General features: G+C 71.0%; 15 protein-coding genes. 9 read left to right on the top strand and 6 right to left on the bottom strand.

The features are described from left to right. Positions 1 to 234 precede the first annotated feature (234 nt). Positions 235 to 1,239: an ABC transporter substrate-binding protein gene (locus LNK82_RS16590; protein ID WP_230567878.1), complete on the bottom strand. Its 1,005-nt coding sequence runs from the start codon at positions 1,237 to 1,239 to the stop codon at positions 235 to 237. 131 nt (positions 1,240 to 1,370) lie between these two features. Between LNK82_RS16590 and dhaK the strand changes: the two genes are divergently transcribed. The 5 genes from dhaK (at position 1,371) to LNK82_RS16565 (ending at position 6,230) form a co-directional block, all read left to right on the top strand. Then, a complete protein-coding gene (dhaK, locus tag LNK82_RS16585) occupies positions 1,371 to 2,372 on the top strand; it encodes a dihydroxyacetone kinase subunit DhaK (RefSeq protein WP_230567877.1) in 1,002 nt (333 codons plus the stop codon). After that, entirely contained in the window at positions 2,372 to 2,998 is a 627-nt protein-coding gene (dhaL, locus tag LNK82_RS16580; RefSeq protein ID WP_230567876.1) for a dihydroxyacetone kinase subunit DhaL, read from the top strand. Before dhaK ends, dhaL begins: the two co-directional genes overlap by 1 nt. Beyond that, the gene (gene dhaM, locus LNK82_RS16575) at positions 2,995 to 3,675 is read left to right on the top strand and encodes a dihydroxyacetone kinase phosphoryl donor subunit DhaM (protein ID WP_230567875.1); all 681 of its coding nucleotides are present in this window, start codon (positions 2,995 to 2,997) and stop codon (positions 3,673 to 3,675) included. The genes dhaL and dhaM overlap by 4 nt, the downstream gene beginning before the upstream one ends. Positions 3,676 to 3,810: 135 nt before the next feature. Then, positions 3,811 to 5,589, top strand: a complete 1,779-nt coding sequence (locus tag LNK82_RS16570; protein WP_230567874.1) for a 3-hydroxyacyl-CoA dehydrogenase family protein — start codon at positions 3,811 to 3,813, stop codon at positions 5,587 to 5,589. Positions 5,590 to 5,648: 59 nt separating this feature from the next. After that, positions 5,649 to 6,230, top strand: coding sequence for a DUF3558 family protein (locus LNK82_RS16565; RefSeq protein ID WP_230567873.1), 582 nt, complete (start codon positions 5,649 to 5,651; stop codon positions 6,228 to 6,230). 198 nt (positions 6,231 to 6,428) lie between these two features. On the opposite strand, the gene LNK82_RS16560 is transcribed toward LNK82_RS16565, so the two are convergent. Both LNK82_RS16560 and LNK82_RS16555 read right to left on the bottom strand, forming a co-directional pair. Further along, on the bottom strand, positions 6,429 to 6,635 hold the full coding sequence (locus tag LNK82_RS16560; protein ID WP_230567872.1) for an FmdB family zinc ribbon protein: 207 nt from the start codon (positions 6,633 to 6,635) through the stop codon (positions 6,429 to 6,431). A gap of 5 nt (positions 6,636 to 6,640) precedes the next feature. Further along, positions 6,641 to 7,018, bottom strand: coding sequence for a hypothetical protein (locus LNK82_RS16555; RefSeq protein ID WP_230567871.1), 378 nt, complete (start codon positions 7,016 to 7,018; stop codon positions 6,641 to 6,643). 91 nt (positions 7,019 to 7,109) lie between these two features. On the opposite strand from LNK82_RS16555, the gene LNK82_RS16550 reads away from it, so the two are divergent. After that, the gene (locus tag LNK82_RS16550) at positions 7,110 to 7,403 is read left to right on the top strand and encodes an Rv1322 family protein (protein WP_230567870.1); all 294 of its coding nucleotides are present in this window, start codon (positions 7,110 to 7,112) and stop codon (positions 7,401 to 7,403) included. Positions 7,404 to 8,087: 684 nt separating this feature from the next. Continuing rightward, positions 8,088 to 8,846, top strand: a complete 759-nt coding sequence (locus LNK82_RS16545; protein ID WP_230567869.1) for an alpha/beta hydrolase — start codon at positions 8,088 to 8,090, stop codon at positions 8,844 to 8,846. Here LNK82_RS16545 and LNK82_RS16540 read toward each other — a convergent pair. Next, positions 8,822 to 9,358 carry a GNAT family N-acetyltransferase gene (locus tag LNK82_RS16540; RefSeq protein WP_230567868.1) on the bottom strand — a complete coding sequence of 179 codons (537 nt, stop codon included), beginning with the start codon at positions 9,356 to 9,358 and terminating at the stop codon, positions 8,822 to 8,824. The two genes, LNK82_RS16545 and LNK82_RS16540, sit on opposite strands and share 25 nt — an antisense overlap. A gap of 37 nt (positions 9,359 to 9,395) precedes the next feature. On the opposite strand from LNK82_RS16540, the gene LNK82_RS16535 reads away from it, so the two are divergent. Beyond that, positions 9,396 to 10,106 carry an alpha/beta fold hydrolase gene (locus LNK82_RS16535; protein WP_230567867.1) on the top strand — a complete coding sequence of 237 codons (711 nt, stop codon included), beginning with the start codon at positions 9,396 to 9,398 and terminating at the stop codon, positions 10,104 to 10,106. 83 nt (positions 10,107 to 10,189) lie between these two features. Here LNK82_RS16535 and LNK82_RS16530 read toward each other — a convergent pair whose 3' ends face one another. Together LNK82_RS16530 and ccrA are read right to left on the bottom strand one after the other, a co-directional pair. After that, positions 10,190 to 11,422, bottom strand: coding sequence for a coiled-coil domain-containing protein (locus tag LNK82_RS16530; RefSeq protein WP_230567887.1), 1,233 nt, complete (start codon positions 11,420 to 11,422; stop codon positions 10,190 to 10,192). Positions 11,423 to 11,491: 69 nt separating this feature from the next. Continuing rightward, the gene (ccrA, locus tag LNK82_RS16525; protein WP_230567866.1) at positions 11,492 to 12,805 is read right to left on the bottom strand and encodes a crotonyl-CoA carboxylase/reductase; all 1,314 of its coding nucleotides are present in this window, start codon (positions 12,803 to 12,805) and stop codon (positions 11,492 to 11,494) included. Between the two features lie 213 nt (positions 12,806 to 13,018). Between ccrA and LNK82_RS16520 the strand changes: the two genes are divergently transcribed. Beyond that, entirely contained in the window at positions 13,019 to 13,381 is a 363-nt protein-coding gene (locus LNK82_RS16520) for an SPW repeat protein (protein WP_230567865.1), read from the top strand. Positions 13,382 to 13,449: the final 68 nt, after the last annotated feature.

The raw sequence follows: 13,449 nt of genomic DNA, 5'->3' as shown, positions 1-13,449 counted from the left end.
AGGCCCGACGCTCCGCGTCCAGCTTCCTACGCCCCTGAGGCGACCGATCCCCACGGATCCCGAACACCACAACCCCCGAACAACCCAGGTGTTGCGACGACTACTGGAACCCGCCACATGGGGCCCTCACGGGCACCCCAGGCCGGACGAACCCATGTCAAATCGGGCCTAGGTGGGTGGGCTGCGGGTCCGTTGTGGGTGGGGTTGGTTGAGGGCGGGCGGGGTGGTTCGGGGTTACGGCGCGAGGGTTTGTTCGAGGTCGGTGAGGACTTCTTCGGCGGCGAGGACGCCCAGGCCCAGGAACCAGGTTTCGTCGGGGACGGGCTTGGCGTGGGCCGATTTGACGGCGGTCAGGGTTTGCCACAGGGGGCCGCCCAGGACTTGGGCTTGGGCCGTCTTGGTTTGGTCGCCGTAGGTGCCGATGAGGATCCAGTCGGCGTCCGCTTGGGCGATTTGTTCGGTGCTCACCTCGACGGCGAGGTCGTCCACCTGGCTGGCTTGGGGTTGGGGGATGCCCGCGTCGATCAGGATCGTGCCGATGAAGCTCTTCTTGGCGTAGAGCCTGATCTTGCCCGGCATGAAGCGGAGCATGGTGACCGTTGGGCGCTTGCCCGCCTTGGACTCGATGGTCTCGCCGACCCGCTTGGCGTGGGCCTCGTAGTCGCTGATGAGCTTCTCGGCCTCGGTGGAGCGGTCGAGGGCGGCGGCGTTCAGGCGGAAGTTCTCCTTCCACGTGTAGCCGGGGCGAGCGGCGAAGACGGTCGGTGCGATTTCCGAGAGCTTCGGGTACTGCTGCTCGGCGCGCAGTTGGGAGCCGATGATGAGGTCGGGCTGGAGCTTGGCGATCGTCTCCAGGTTGAGGCTGGTGATGCCGCCGACGTTCTCCGGGTTGCCCGCCCTGTCACCGATGTAGCCGGGCATGGTGGGCGCGCCGTCCGGGTAGGCGACGCCGACCGGCTTGATGCCCAGGGCGACGACGTTGTCCAGCTCGCCGCCGTCGAGGACGACGACGCGTTCCGGGCGCTTCTCGATCACGGTCTCGCCCATGGCGTGCTTGATGGTGCGGGGGAACTGGCCGGGCTGGGCGTCGGTGCCGAAGCCGGCGCTCTTCTCGCCCGCCTTGCCGAACTCCGAACCGCCCTGGGCCACCGCGGGTTTGTCCGCGGGCGTCTCGGTCTGGCCGCACGCGGCGAGGGTGAGGGCGGCTGCCAGCAGCGCCGCGATCCTGGTGTTCGACACTCCGGGGTTCCTCCACTACTCCAGGTCACTGACCTGCTGTTCTTAGGGTGGCCTCACCGTAGCTTCCGCTTTCGGGGCCGCTCGCGGTGGAGTAGTAATGGGGTGATCAGCGTCGATCGGGAGGTCCACCCGTGAAGAAGATCATCAACGATCCGGCGACCGTGGTGGTCGACGCGTTGCGCGGGATGGCGCTCGCGCACGCCGACCTGCTGGAGGTCCAGTACGACCCGGCGGTGGTGTTGCGGGCGGACGCGCCGGTGTCGCGGAAGGTGGCCGTCATCTCGGGCGGGGGTTCCGGGCACGAGCCGTTGCACGGCGGGTTCGTCGGGCGGGGGATGCTCGACGCGGCCTGTCCCGGCGCGGTGTTCACCTCGCCCACACCCGATCAGGTGGCGGCGGCCGTGGCGCGGACCGATGGTGGCGCGGGTGCGTTGTTGATCGTGAAGAACTACACGGGTGACGTGCTCAACTTCGAGACCGCCGGCGAGCTGGCGGCGGCTGACGGTGTGGACGTTCGCACGGTTGTCATCGACGACGACGTCGCGGTGAAGGACTCGCTGTACACGGCCGGGCGGCGTGGTGTCGGTGGGACGGTCCTGCTGGAGAAGATCGTCGGGGCCGCGGCGGAACGAGGGGTCGACCTGGACGGCTGCGAGGCGTTGGCGCGGCGGGTCGTCGGGCAGGTGCGGTCGATGGGGTTGGCGTTGACGGCCTGCACGGTGCCGCACGCGGGCGAGCCGTCGTTCACGCTGGCCGACGACGAGATGGAGCTGGGGATCGGGATCCACGGTGAGCCGGGGCGTCGTCGGGTGGCGGTGGGGTCGGCGGACGAGATGGTGCGGGCCCTGCTCGACCCGGTGCTGGAGGACCTGCCGTTCGAAGAGGGCGACCGGGTGCTGCTGTTCACGAACTCGATGGGCGGGACGCCGCTGATCGAGTTGTACTTGGCGCACGGGATCGCGGAGCGGTTGTTGGCGGAACGGGGGATCGTCGTGGCACGGCGGTTGGTCGGGCCGTACGTCACCAGTCTGGAGATGCAGGGGATGAGCTTGACGGTGTTGAAGCTGGACGACGAGATGGTCGAGTTGTGGGACGCGCCCGTGCACACCCCGGCGCTGCGGTGGGGCGTCTGATGGACTGCACGGCGGAGTCGGTCGCGGAGGCGATGCGGGCGGTGGCGGCGGTCGTGGTCGAGCACCGCGAGGAGTTGATCCGGTTGGACCGCGAGATCGGCGACGGCGACCACGGCGAGAACATGGCCCGGGGGTTCAGGGCGTTGGAGTCCAAACTGGACGACGTGCCGTCGTCGCCCGGCGGGGTGCTGAGGTTGGCGGCCACGACGTTGATCTCGACGGTGGGCGGTGCCGCGGGGCCGTTGTACGGGACGGCGTTCCTGCGCGCGGCGACGTCGGTGGGCGATGTCGCTTCGGTGGACGGTGCGGCGGTGGCGGCGGCGTTGCGGGCGGCGTTGGAGGGGGTGGTGGCGCGGGGGAAGGCGGAGTTGGGCGACAAGACGATGGTGGACGCGCTGACGCCCGCGGTGGCCGCCGCGGAGTCGGTGGCGGCGACCGGCGGCGGGGTGGCGGAGGTGTTGGAGGCGGCGGCCGGCGCGGCCGAGCTGGGCGCCGACTCCACGGTGCCGATGGTGGCGCGGAAGGGCCGTGCGTCGTACCTGGGTGAGCGCAGTGCCGGGCACCTGGACCCCGGCGCGCGGTCGACGGCGTTGTTGTTGCGGACGTTGGCGGGGAGGGCGCGGTGATCGGGCTCGTCGTGGTGTCGCACAGCCGGCAGTTGGCCGCGGGCGTGGCCGAGTTGGCCGGGCAGATGGCCCCGAGGGTGGCGATCGTGCCGTCCGGTGGTGACGGTGCGGGCGGCCTGGGCACGGATTACGTGGCCGTGGGGGAGGCCATCGCGCAGGCCGATTCCGGGTCTGGAGTGGTGGTCCTGTTCGATCTCGGCAGCGCGAAGATGGTGGCCGACATGGCCGCTGAGGAGGCGGAAGGGTCGGTCGTCGTGGTGGACGCGCCGTTGGTCGAGGGTGCGGTGGCGGCGGCGGTCCGGGCGCAGGGCGGGGCCGGGTTGGCGGAGGTGGCCGCGGCGGCGTCGAGTGCCGGGACCGTCTCGTCGGTGTCGGCGTCGGCGGCGTCGATGGCGTCGGTCGCGGACGGGGAGGTCGTGCGGGCGGACGTGGAGTTGACGAACTCGGTGGGGTTGCACGCGCGGCCGGCGGCGTTGGTGGTGCGGGCGTTGGACTCGTTGGACGCGTCGGTGGCGGTGCGGTTCGGGGCGGACTCGGCCGACGCCAAGAGCGTGCTGGCGTTGATGGGGTTGGGCGCGCCGGGCGGTGCGCGGGTGGAGGTGGTGGCTTCGGGCGTCGACGCGGCGGAAGCCGTGCGGAGGGTGGAGGAACTGGCCGCGCGGCGGTTCGACGAATGAGCTGTTGAGACGCGCCTGGACCGATTACTTGCTCGATACGGATGGTGAAGCTCACGCGAACGATGCGTGACGGCCGTGGGATAGTCGCGGTCAAGTTACCGTCCGGTAGCCACTCCGGTGAGTGGGAGGTCAACAGTGACGCGCCAGTTCAACACGGTCGGTGTCGTCGGTCTCGGCACGATGGGCGCCGGTATCGCCGAAGTCCTCGCCCGGACCGGCATCACCGTGGTGGCGGTCGACGTGGACGAGGCGGGTCTGGCTCGCGGTCGCGGCCACCTGGACCACTCGACGGACCGCGCGGTGGCGGGCGGCAAGTTGTCGTCGGACGAGCGTGACGCAACGTTGGCCCGCATCTCCTACGCCACGTCGTTGGACGCGCTGGCCGGTGTCGACCTGGTGATCGAAGCGGTGCCGGAGCGGATGGAGCTCAAGGCCGCCGTGTTCGAGGAGCTGGACCGGATCTGCGGTCCGGACGTGGTGTTCGCGTCGAACACCTCGTCGCTGTCGATCACCGAGATCGGTGTCCACACCGGACGGCCGGGCAAGGTCGTCGGCCTGCACTTCTTCAACCCCGCGCCGGTGTTGAAGCTGGTCGAGGTGATCCGCACGGTCGTCACCGAGCCGGACGTGGTGACCGACGTGGTCGCGTTCGCCGAAGGGCTGGGCAAGTCGCCTGTCGTCATCGGGGACCGGGCGGGGTTCATCGCCAACGCGCTGCTGTTCGGGTACCTCAACCACGCGGTGCGGATGTACGAATCCCGTTACGCGACAAGGGAAGACCTCGACGCGGCCATGCGGTACGGGTGCGGCTACCCCATGGGTCCCCTGGCCGTGCTCGACCTGATCGGGCTGGACACGGCGTACGAGATCCTGGACACGATGTACCACCAGTCGCGCAACCGGCTGCACGCGCCGGCGCCGTTGCTGAAGCAGATGATCACGGCGGGGTTGCTGGGGCGCAAGAGCGGGCGCGGCTTCTACACCTACGACGGGCCGGACTCACCGGTCGTCGTGCCGGACGTGCTCACGCCGGTCGCTTCGGCGGAGGGTGAGGCGACGCGTGAGGTGCAGCGGGTCGGTGTGATCGGCACCGGGACCATGGCCACGGGGATCGTCGAGGTGTTCGCCAAGCGCGGGTACGACGTGGTGCTGCGGGCGCGTTCGGAGGAGAAGGCCGACGCGGCGGTGGGCAAGGTGCGCAAGTCGTTGGAGAAGGCGGTCTCGCGGGGCAGGTTGTCGGCGGAGGACCGGGACGCCGCGCTGGGCAGGGTGACGCCGGTCGTCGACTTCGCGGGCTTGGCCGACTGCGACCTGGTGGTCGAAGCGGTGGCCGAGGAGTTGGCGATCAAGAAGGCGGTGTTCGAGGCGCTGGACGAGGTGTGCAAGCCGGGTGCGGTGCTGGCGACCACGACGTCCTCGCTGCCGGTGATCGAGTGCGCCGCGGCGACCGCCCGTCCCGGTGACGTCGTCGGGTTGCACTTCTTCAACCCGGCGCAGGTGATGAAGCTGGTGGAGGTCGTGGAGACGATCTCGACGTCGGCCGATGTCGTGGCCACGGCGCGCCGGGTGTGCCTCGACCTGGGCAAGGTGCCGGTGCACTGCGGCGACCGCGCCGGGTTCATCGTGAACGCGCTGCTGTTCCCGTACCTGAACGACGCGGTGAAGATGCTGGAGGCGCACTACGCGGTCGCCGACGACATCGACAACGCGATGAAGGTCGGCTGCTCGTTGCCGATGGGGCCGTTCGAGCTGCTGGACGTGGTCGGGCTGGACGTGTCGCTGGCCATCGAGCGGAGCCTGTACCTGGAGTTCCGCGAGGCCGGTTTCGCTCCCGCGCCGCTGTTGGAGCACCTGGTGAAGGCCGGGCGGCTGGGGCGCAAGACGGGCAAGGGTTTCCGCGACTACGTGTCCTGAGGGGCACGTTGTGCGGGCTGATGGCGTGTCGGGTTTCGGCGTTTGGCATCGTGGTCACCATGCGGCGTGTGGTGATCTCGCTCCTGGTGGCGGCGTTCGGTCTGACGAGCGCCTGCGCGTACACGGTCAACGGCACCCCGGTGGCGGAGCAGTTGCTCGACGTCGACCCGCCGTTCACGTCGGCCCCGCGCACGCCGACGGGGTCCGCGGACCCGTCCGGTGAGCCGAGCGGGGACGTCGGTGACATCTGCGCGTTGATCGGGTGGAAGGACCTGCCCTACGAGGTGCCGGACAAGGACGCCGAGCCGACGGAGACCGGTTACGACTCGGAGTTCGACCAGTCGTGCAAGTGGCAGACGTCGGTCGGCTCGCTGGACGTGGGCGTGACCTTGCGGTTCCGCGAGGGGCGGTCGATCACGTTGGAGCAGAACAACGGCGAGTTCGACCTGGGTGACCGGAAGGTGACCTACTTCGACCGGACGACGGACACGTCCGTGCAGCCGTCGTGCGTGCTGGTGATGGACTACGCTGGTGGTGGGCTCGGGATCATCGTGATCGACGGGTCGGCGCGGTTCGGTGCGATCTGCGACCAGGGCAAGAAGGTGGCCGAGGTGCTGCTGGAGAAGGAACCGACCCTCTGAGTCGCGTTCGGCGTGCTGCAGCGCGTGCTGCTTGCTCCGGTGACCGCTGGTTCGCTTGGTGCGGGTGCGGGCCCTTGCTCGGCTCGGCTCGGACCAGGACCTGGCTCGGCTCAGGACCTGGGCTTGAGCCCGCACCCGCGCCCGACCCGCACCTGGACTGGAGCCGGGCCTGGGCAACTGGCCGTGGGGCCGACCGGGTCAGCTGCAGCAGCCGCCGCCGCAGCACCCGCCCCCACCGCCACCGGCGGGCGCGTTGGCTTTGCCGCCCAGACCGGCCATGGAGAGCAGCTTCACGGTGTCGTCGTGGCCGTTCGGGCACGGCGCGGGCGCGGAGGCCTCGTCCATCGAGCGCTTCACGTCGAAGGTCGAGCCGCACGCCTTGCAACGGAATTCGTAGGTTGGCACGTCGCTCATTCTCCCTGGCGCGGCGGGGCGAGCACCAGCAAGGGCACCCCAACTGCTGACACCGCGGCGAGCAGGGTCAACAGCGGCAGGCCGTGCACCCAACCCAGGCCGACGGCGGCCAAGTGGGTGCCGGCGAACGTCGCCACCCACATCCGTGAACTGGACCGCAACCACACCGGTGCCAACGCCGACAGTGCCGTGACCAGCATCAACATCGTCGTGCCCAGCAGGACGCCCTGTCGGAGCCCGCGCGGCTGGCCGACCGGCACGTCCCCCTCCTGGAGGACCGGCCGGCCCCCGTCACCGGCGACGATGTCCGGCAAGGAGGGTTCGAAGAGCAGCCCGCGCACCACCGGCACGAGGGTCACGGCCACTTCGGTCATCAGGAGAAGGGTTAATACGACCCGTTGCCACTTGCTCACCCAGTGGACCGTAGGCGATCACCCAGGGCGAGCCCGGATACCCTCGCTTCTCGTGCCACGTCGTAACCGCCCGCAACGCCCTGACGAGCCCTCACCCATCGGTGGGCACGGTTGGGCACGCGCGGAAAGCGCCTCGGACGGCGAGTGGCTGGTGCGCACCGTCTCCGGCAACGCCACGACCAAGACCTACCGCTGCCCAGGTTGCGACTACGAGATCCGCCCGGGCACCCCGCACATCGTCGCCTGGCCCGCCGGCGACTACGGCTCGGTAGAAGACCGCCGCCACTGGCACCAGGGCTGCTGGACCTCCCGCCGCCGCCGAGGCCCCACCACCCGCCGCTGGTAACGCTCTGTGCTGACGGGCGGGCTGCGCTGATAGACGGCAGGACCGCCGGACGGACGGCGAACGGCCGGATGGACGGGGATGGGGGATGAGCGGCGACGGCGGGATGGACGGCGACGGCGGGATGGCCGGACGGCTGGGTGGGCCCGGCTGGCCGGCTGACTCGCGCCACAAGCCTGGCGACACAATCACCGCACCGCACCGCACCGCACCGCCGAGCCCAGCCGCGCGGGCTTAACCTCGCCGCGCGGGTCCCGCCGGCGCCGAGCCCTGCCCGGCCAGCTTCGCCCAGGCCAGCTGCGCTCAGCCGCGCGGGCTCAACCCAGCCGCGCCGGCCCTGTCCCGCCGAGCCCTGTCCCGCCGAGCCGCGCCCAGCGAGCCGGTCCCAGATCCGGCCGGTCCCAGATCCGGCCGGTCCCAGTCCCGCCGTGCCCAGCCCAGCCGTGCCCAGCCCAGCCGTGCCCAGCCCAGCCGAGGCGGGCGCGCGGGCTCAGCCCAGTCAGCGATGCCGCGTCTTGCCCCGCGGAGCCGCAGCCAGCCCCAGCGCGGCTGAACCCGGCCCGGCCCAGTGCAGCGCAGCGCAGCGCAGGCCGGCCGAGCCCGGCCAGACCGGACTGGCCCGGTCGCTGCCGGCCAAGCGATGGGTGAGGAGGCGGCGGGTGGGCGGGTTGGTGGCACGATGTCGCCGTGGGTGGTGACGTTCCCATCAGGGCCAACACCGTGCTCCCGGCACGCCGGGAAGCGGTGAGGTTGCGGACGGCGGATGGGCTCGCGTTGGTTGGCGAGTTGGCGTTGCCGGTCGACCGGGAGCCGTCGGCCACCGTGGTGTTGTTGCACCCGTTGCCGACGCACGGCGGGATGATGGACTCCCACCTCTACCGCAAGGCGGCGTGGCGGTTGCCCGCGCTGGCCGGCCTCGCGGTGCTGAGGTTCAACACGCGGGGCACGGCCAGTGCGGCCGGGTGCAGTGAGGGCGCGTTCGACCACGCCGTGGGCGAGCGGCTGGATGTGGCTGCTGCCCTGGCGTTCGCGGTCGGGCGCGGGTTGCCCTCGGTGTGGCTCGTCGGCTGGTCGTTCGGCACCGACCTCGCACTCATGCACGGGTGCGAGCCGGTGGTCGAGGGCGCCGTGTTGATCTCACCTCCTCTGCGGTGGAGCAAGGCCGAGCACTTGCGGACGTGGACGCGTGCGGGCAAGCCGGTGGTGTGCCTGGTGCCCGAGTTCGACACCTACCTGCCGCCGGCCGAGGCCAGGCGGCGGTTCGGCGCGGAGCTCCCGACCGCGGACGTCATCGACTTCCCCGGCGCCAAGCACCTCATGGTCGGGTACACCGAAGAGGTGCTGGACGCGATCGTGTCCGCGGCCGTACCCGAGGTGCCCACGCCGTTGCCGCGCACCTGGTCCGGCCCTCACGAGCAGCATCAGACGGCCATCGCGACCTCCTGACGCCGCCAGACCAGCACCGGACCCTCGGCGGTCCGGCTGTCGCCCACGTGCGCGAAGCCCAGCTTCTCCGCGACGCGCTGGGAGGGCGCGTTGCCGGGGTCGGTGATGATCGTGATCGGACGGTCCGGCCGCGCCCGGCCCGCCCAGTCGATGGCCGCGCGCGCCATCTCCGGTGCGTAGCCGCGCCCCCAGTGCCGGGGGCGGAACCGGTAGAACAGGTTCAACGTCCGCTCGCCGTCCAGCTCGTGGTGCCGCAGGCCGCCGAAGCCGATGACCTCGCCGGTCTCCGGCAGCTCCACGGCCCAGTACCCGATGCCGTCGTGCGCCCAGTGGAGCTGCCACTCGGCCAGCATCTTCGCCGCCCGCTCCGCCGACGGTGGCCCCGACGGGTTGAAGCGGTTCGTCGCCGGATCCGACAGCACCGCGATCGCCGCGCGCACGTCAGCGGGGCCGACGCGTCTGAGCACGAGGCGGTCGGTGCGCAGCTCGTCCGGTTCGGGCGTGGAGGTCATGCGACGAAGCTAGTTCGGGGGTCCGACAATTCCGGGTATGGAATCTGCTCCGCTCGTCCTCCTGCACGCCTTCCCGTTCGACTCACGGATGTGGGACGGGGTGCGTGACCTGCTGAAACCGATCACGCCGGACCAGCGGGGCGGCGATCGTTCACCCGATCTGGTGGCTGTTGCGGACGACGTGCTGCGGTTGCTCGACGACCGCGGGATCGAGCGGGCGGTGCTCGGAGGGTGCTCCATGGGCGGGTACGTGGCGATGGCCGTGCTGCGGCGCGACCCGTCCCGGGTGGCCGGGCTCGTGCTGGCCGACACGCGCGCCGGCGCCGACACGGAGGAGGCGCGGGCGAACCGGCTGACGATGGCCGCACGGGTCGAGGCGGAGGGCCTCGGCTGGGTGCCGGACACGGTCGTGAGCGGGCTGCTCGGTCCGGCGCCGGACGAGGCCGTGGTCGGGCGGGTGCGTGAGTTGATCCTCGACCAGGACCCGGCGGAGGTGGTGTGGGCGCAGCGGGCGATGGCGGTGCGGCCCGATTCGGGCGGAGTGCTGGCGGAGGTGGACGTGCCGGCGTTGGTGCTGGTGGGAGAGCACGACGCGCTCACTCCGCCCACGTTGGCCCGCCAGCTGGCCGGGGTGCTCCGGCAGGGCGAGTACGCCGAGCTGCCGGGCGTCGGCCACCTGACGCCGCTGGAGGCACCCGAGGCGTTCGCCGCCGCTGTTCTGGACTGGCGAGGGCGGGTCGGGGTCTGACCGCGCGTCCTGAGCGTTGAATTCAGGGGTCCCGAACGTAGGACACGCGCGTTCTGGACGTAGGACTCTCGCGCGGTGAGGGGTTAGCGCTTGCTGGCTTGGGCCTTCGGGTTCGGGCGCGCGATTTTTTGGGTCGGGCTGTCGGGGGGTGAGGCCGGGGCGGGGTTGGCGGTGGCGCCGGTGGTGGCCTCGGTGGGGGTGGAGGCCGACTCCGGTGAGGACGGTGGCTTGGCGGCGGTTGCACCGGTGGAAGGTGCGCCCGCGGGAGGTGCGCTGGGGGAGGGTGCGGGGGTGGCTTGCTGTGGTGGCGTTGGGCGCTCCTCCTCCAGCGGGTCCAAGAGGGGGGTCACGTCGTGCAGGGCCGAGCTCACGGCGTGCAGCTGCTGGGACAGCCGGTTGCGGAGCTGGCGGAGGGCGTCCACCTTCTGGGTCGCCTGGGTGACGCGGCGGTTCGCTTCCTCCGTCGCCTCGCGCACCCGGCGGTTCGCCTCGTCGGTCGCCTCCTGCACGCGGGCCGTGGCCTCGCTGACGGAGTCGTGCCGACGCCGGTTGGCCTCCTCGGTCGCCTCGCGCACCAGGCGCTGCGCCTCGGCGTTCGACGCGGCCTGCTCCTGCGCGATCTGGGCGCGCACGCGCGCGGCTTCCTCCGTCGCCTCGCGCACCCGCCGCTCGGCCTCACCCTTCGACGCCGCCTCCTGCTCGGCCAGCGTCTTCATCGACTCGACCCGCCGGGCCGCCATCGCGATCTCGAAGTCCTCCTCGACCGTGGTCCGGCGCTGGAGCGACTCCTCGTCCAACCGGGCGGCCTCGGCGCGGGCCTCGCCGACCACCCGGTCGGCCTCGGCGCGCGCCGTCTCCAGCACGCCCCGGTGCTCGGCCTCCATGTCGGCGCGCCGCTGGTCCAGCTCGGCGATCAGGTTCTCGTACCGGGTGCGCAGCACCCCCGCGTCGGCCTCGGCCTTGGCGCGGATGTGCCCGCCCTCGGCCTCGGCCCGCGCCTTGATCTCGTTCGCCTCGTCCTGCGCGAGCCGCAGCATCCGCTGCAACCGCTCGCTCAGCCCCTCCAACGTGGTCGGCGGCAGCGACAACCGCTCCACCTGACCGCGCAGCTCGGCGATCTCCGACCGGGCCGCCTCGAGCTGGCGGGCCAGGTCGTTGGTCTGCGAGACCGCCGCGTCCCGGTCGGCCGCGAGCAGGCGCAGGTCGGAGTCGAGGCGTTCCAGGTGGTCCTCGACCTGGGCGCGGTCGTACCCGCGCTTGACGATGTCGAAGCCGGATCCCAGGGGGACGAGGTCACGGTCGTCGGCGAGGCCCATGTCGCTCACGCTACCCGCTCCCGATGTGCGGCGGTCACCCGAGCGCCGCACATCGGGGGTGATTTCGCTTTAGACGCCCCGGAAACGGTTGATCGCGTCCAGGTGGGTGGCCCGCAGCTCGTGGTCGCGCACGCCCAGGCCCTCCTCCGGCGCCAGCGTCAGCACGCCCACCTTGCCCTGGTGGGCGTTGCGGTGCACGTCGTGCGCGGCCTGCCCGGTCTCCTCCATGGAGTACACCTTGGACAGTGTCGGGTGGATCTTCCCCTTGGCGACCAACCGGTTGGCCTCCCAGGCCTCCCGGTAGTTCGCGAAGTGGGAGCCGACGATCCGCTTGAGGTGCATCCACAGGTACCGGTTGTCGTACTGGTGCATGTACCCGCTGGTGGACGCGCACGTCACGATCGTGCCGCCCTTGCGCGTGACGTAGACCGACGCGCCGAACGTCTCCCGGCCGGGGTGCTCGAACACGATGTCCGGGTCGTCGCCGCCGGTCAGCTCGCGGATCTTCGCGCCGAGCCGCTTCCACTCGCGCGGGTCCTGCTCGTGCTCGTCCTTCCAGAACTTGTAGCCCTCGGCGCTGCGGTCGATGATCAGCTCCGCGCCCATCCGGCGGCAGATCTCGGCCTTCTCCGGCGACGACACCACGCACACCGGGGTGGCGCCGCCGTTGAGCGCGAACTGGGTCGCGTAGGAGCCGAGGCCGCCGGACGCGCCCCAGATCAGCACGGTGTCGCCTTGCTTCATGTTCGCGCCGTTGGCGGACACGAGCTGCCGGTACGCGGTGGAGTTCACCAGGCCGGGTGACGCCGCCTCCTCCCACGTCAGGTGGGCGGGCATCGGCATCAGCTGGTTGGCCTTGACCAGCGCGATCTCGGCGAGGCCGCCGTAGTTGGTCTCGAAGCCCCAGATGCGCTGCTCGGGGTCGAGCATGGTGTCGCTGTGCCCGTCGTGGTGCTCCAGCTGCACGTCGAGGCAGTGCGCGACGACCCGGTCGCCCGGCTTCCACGCGTTCACGCCCGGTCCGGTGCGCAGCACCACGCCCGCGAGGTCGGAGCCGACCACGTGGAACGGCTGGTCGTGCCTGCCGCCGTACTTCTTCAGGAACGCGAACGTGGACAGCGGCTCGAAGATCGAGGTCCACACGGTGTTGTAGTTGATGGCGCTCGCCATCACGGCCACCAGCGCCTCGCCGGGGCCGAGCTCCGGGGTGGCGACCTCGTCGACGTGCAGCGACTTGCGCGGGTCCTTGTCCTTGGTGGCCAAGCCGTCGAACATCTTGACCTCGTCGGCGTGCACCGTCACGCCCCGGTAGCTCTCCGGTACGTCCAGTGATCCGATCGCGTCCAGTTCGTCCGCGAGGATCGCGTCGAGGATCTTCTGCACGGCGTTCCCTCCCAATGGGGGCTTCGGGATGGTCGGGTGTGGCGGGCTCTAGAGGTCCACGCAGGTTGCCGGAGGTTACCCACGGGTAACCGATTCAGAACGCGCGCTGTGAGCCACTGCACTGGCATTTCCCCCGATCGGTCGGTCTTGACCGGGCGGCCAATCAAGCGGAGCATCGAAGTCGTCCGATTGATGAGGACGGAGGTACGAGTCATGGCAAAGGCGTGGACCAGGTGGCAGGACTGGGCCGAGGTCGTCATCGGCGCCTTGGTGCTGCTCTCGCCCCTGGTGGTGGAGACGACCACCGGGGCCATGTGGACGATGATCGTGCTCGGCGCGCTGATCGCCATCGACGGCCTCGCGTCGCTCGCGATGCCCGGGATGGTGTACGGCGAGTGGTTCCAGATGGTCCTCGGCGCGCTGCTGTTCATCTCGCCGTGGGTGATCGGCTACAGCGACCTGACGGCGGCGTCGTGGGTCTCGTGGGTCGGCGGTGTGCTGACCGTCGCGGCGGGCGCCATGGCGGTCCCGCTGGCGAACGCCGCGCACGGCGGCCGGATCGCCGGCACCGCCTGAGAGCGACCAGCGCACCGCGAGGTCGCGTCGTTCGCTCGCGGCTCGATCGTCCGCGATCACGTTCTTCG

It is taken from the genome of Saccharothrix luteola (genome assembly GCF_020859565.1).
In the GTDB taxonomy this organism is placed as follows: Bacteria; Actinomycetota; Actinomycetes; order Mycobacteriales; family Pseudonocardiaceae; genus Actinosynnema; species Actinosynnema luteola.
This window is presented reverse-complemented; position numbering and strand designations above follow the sequence as displayed.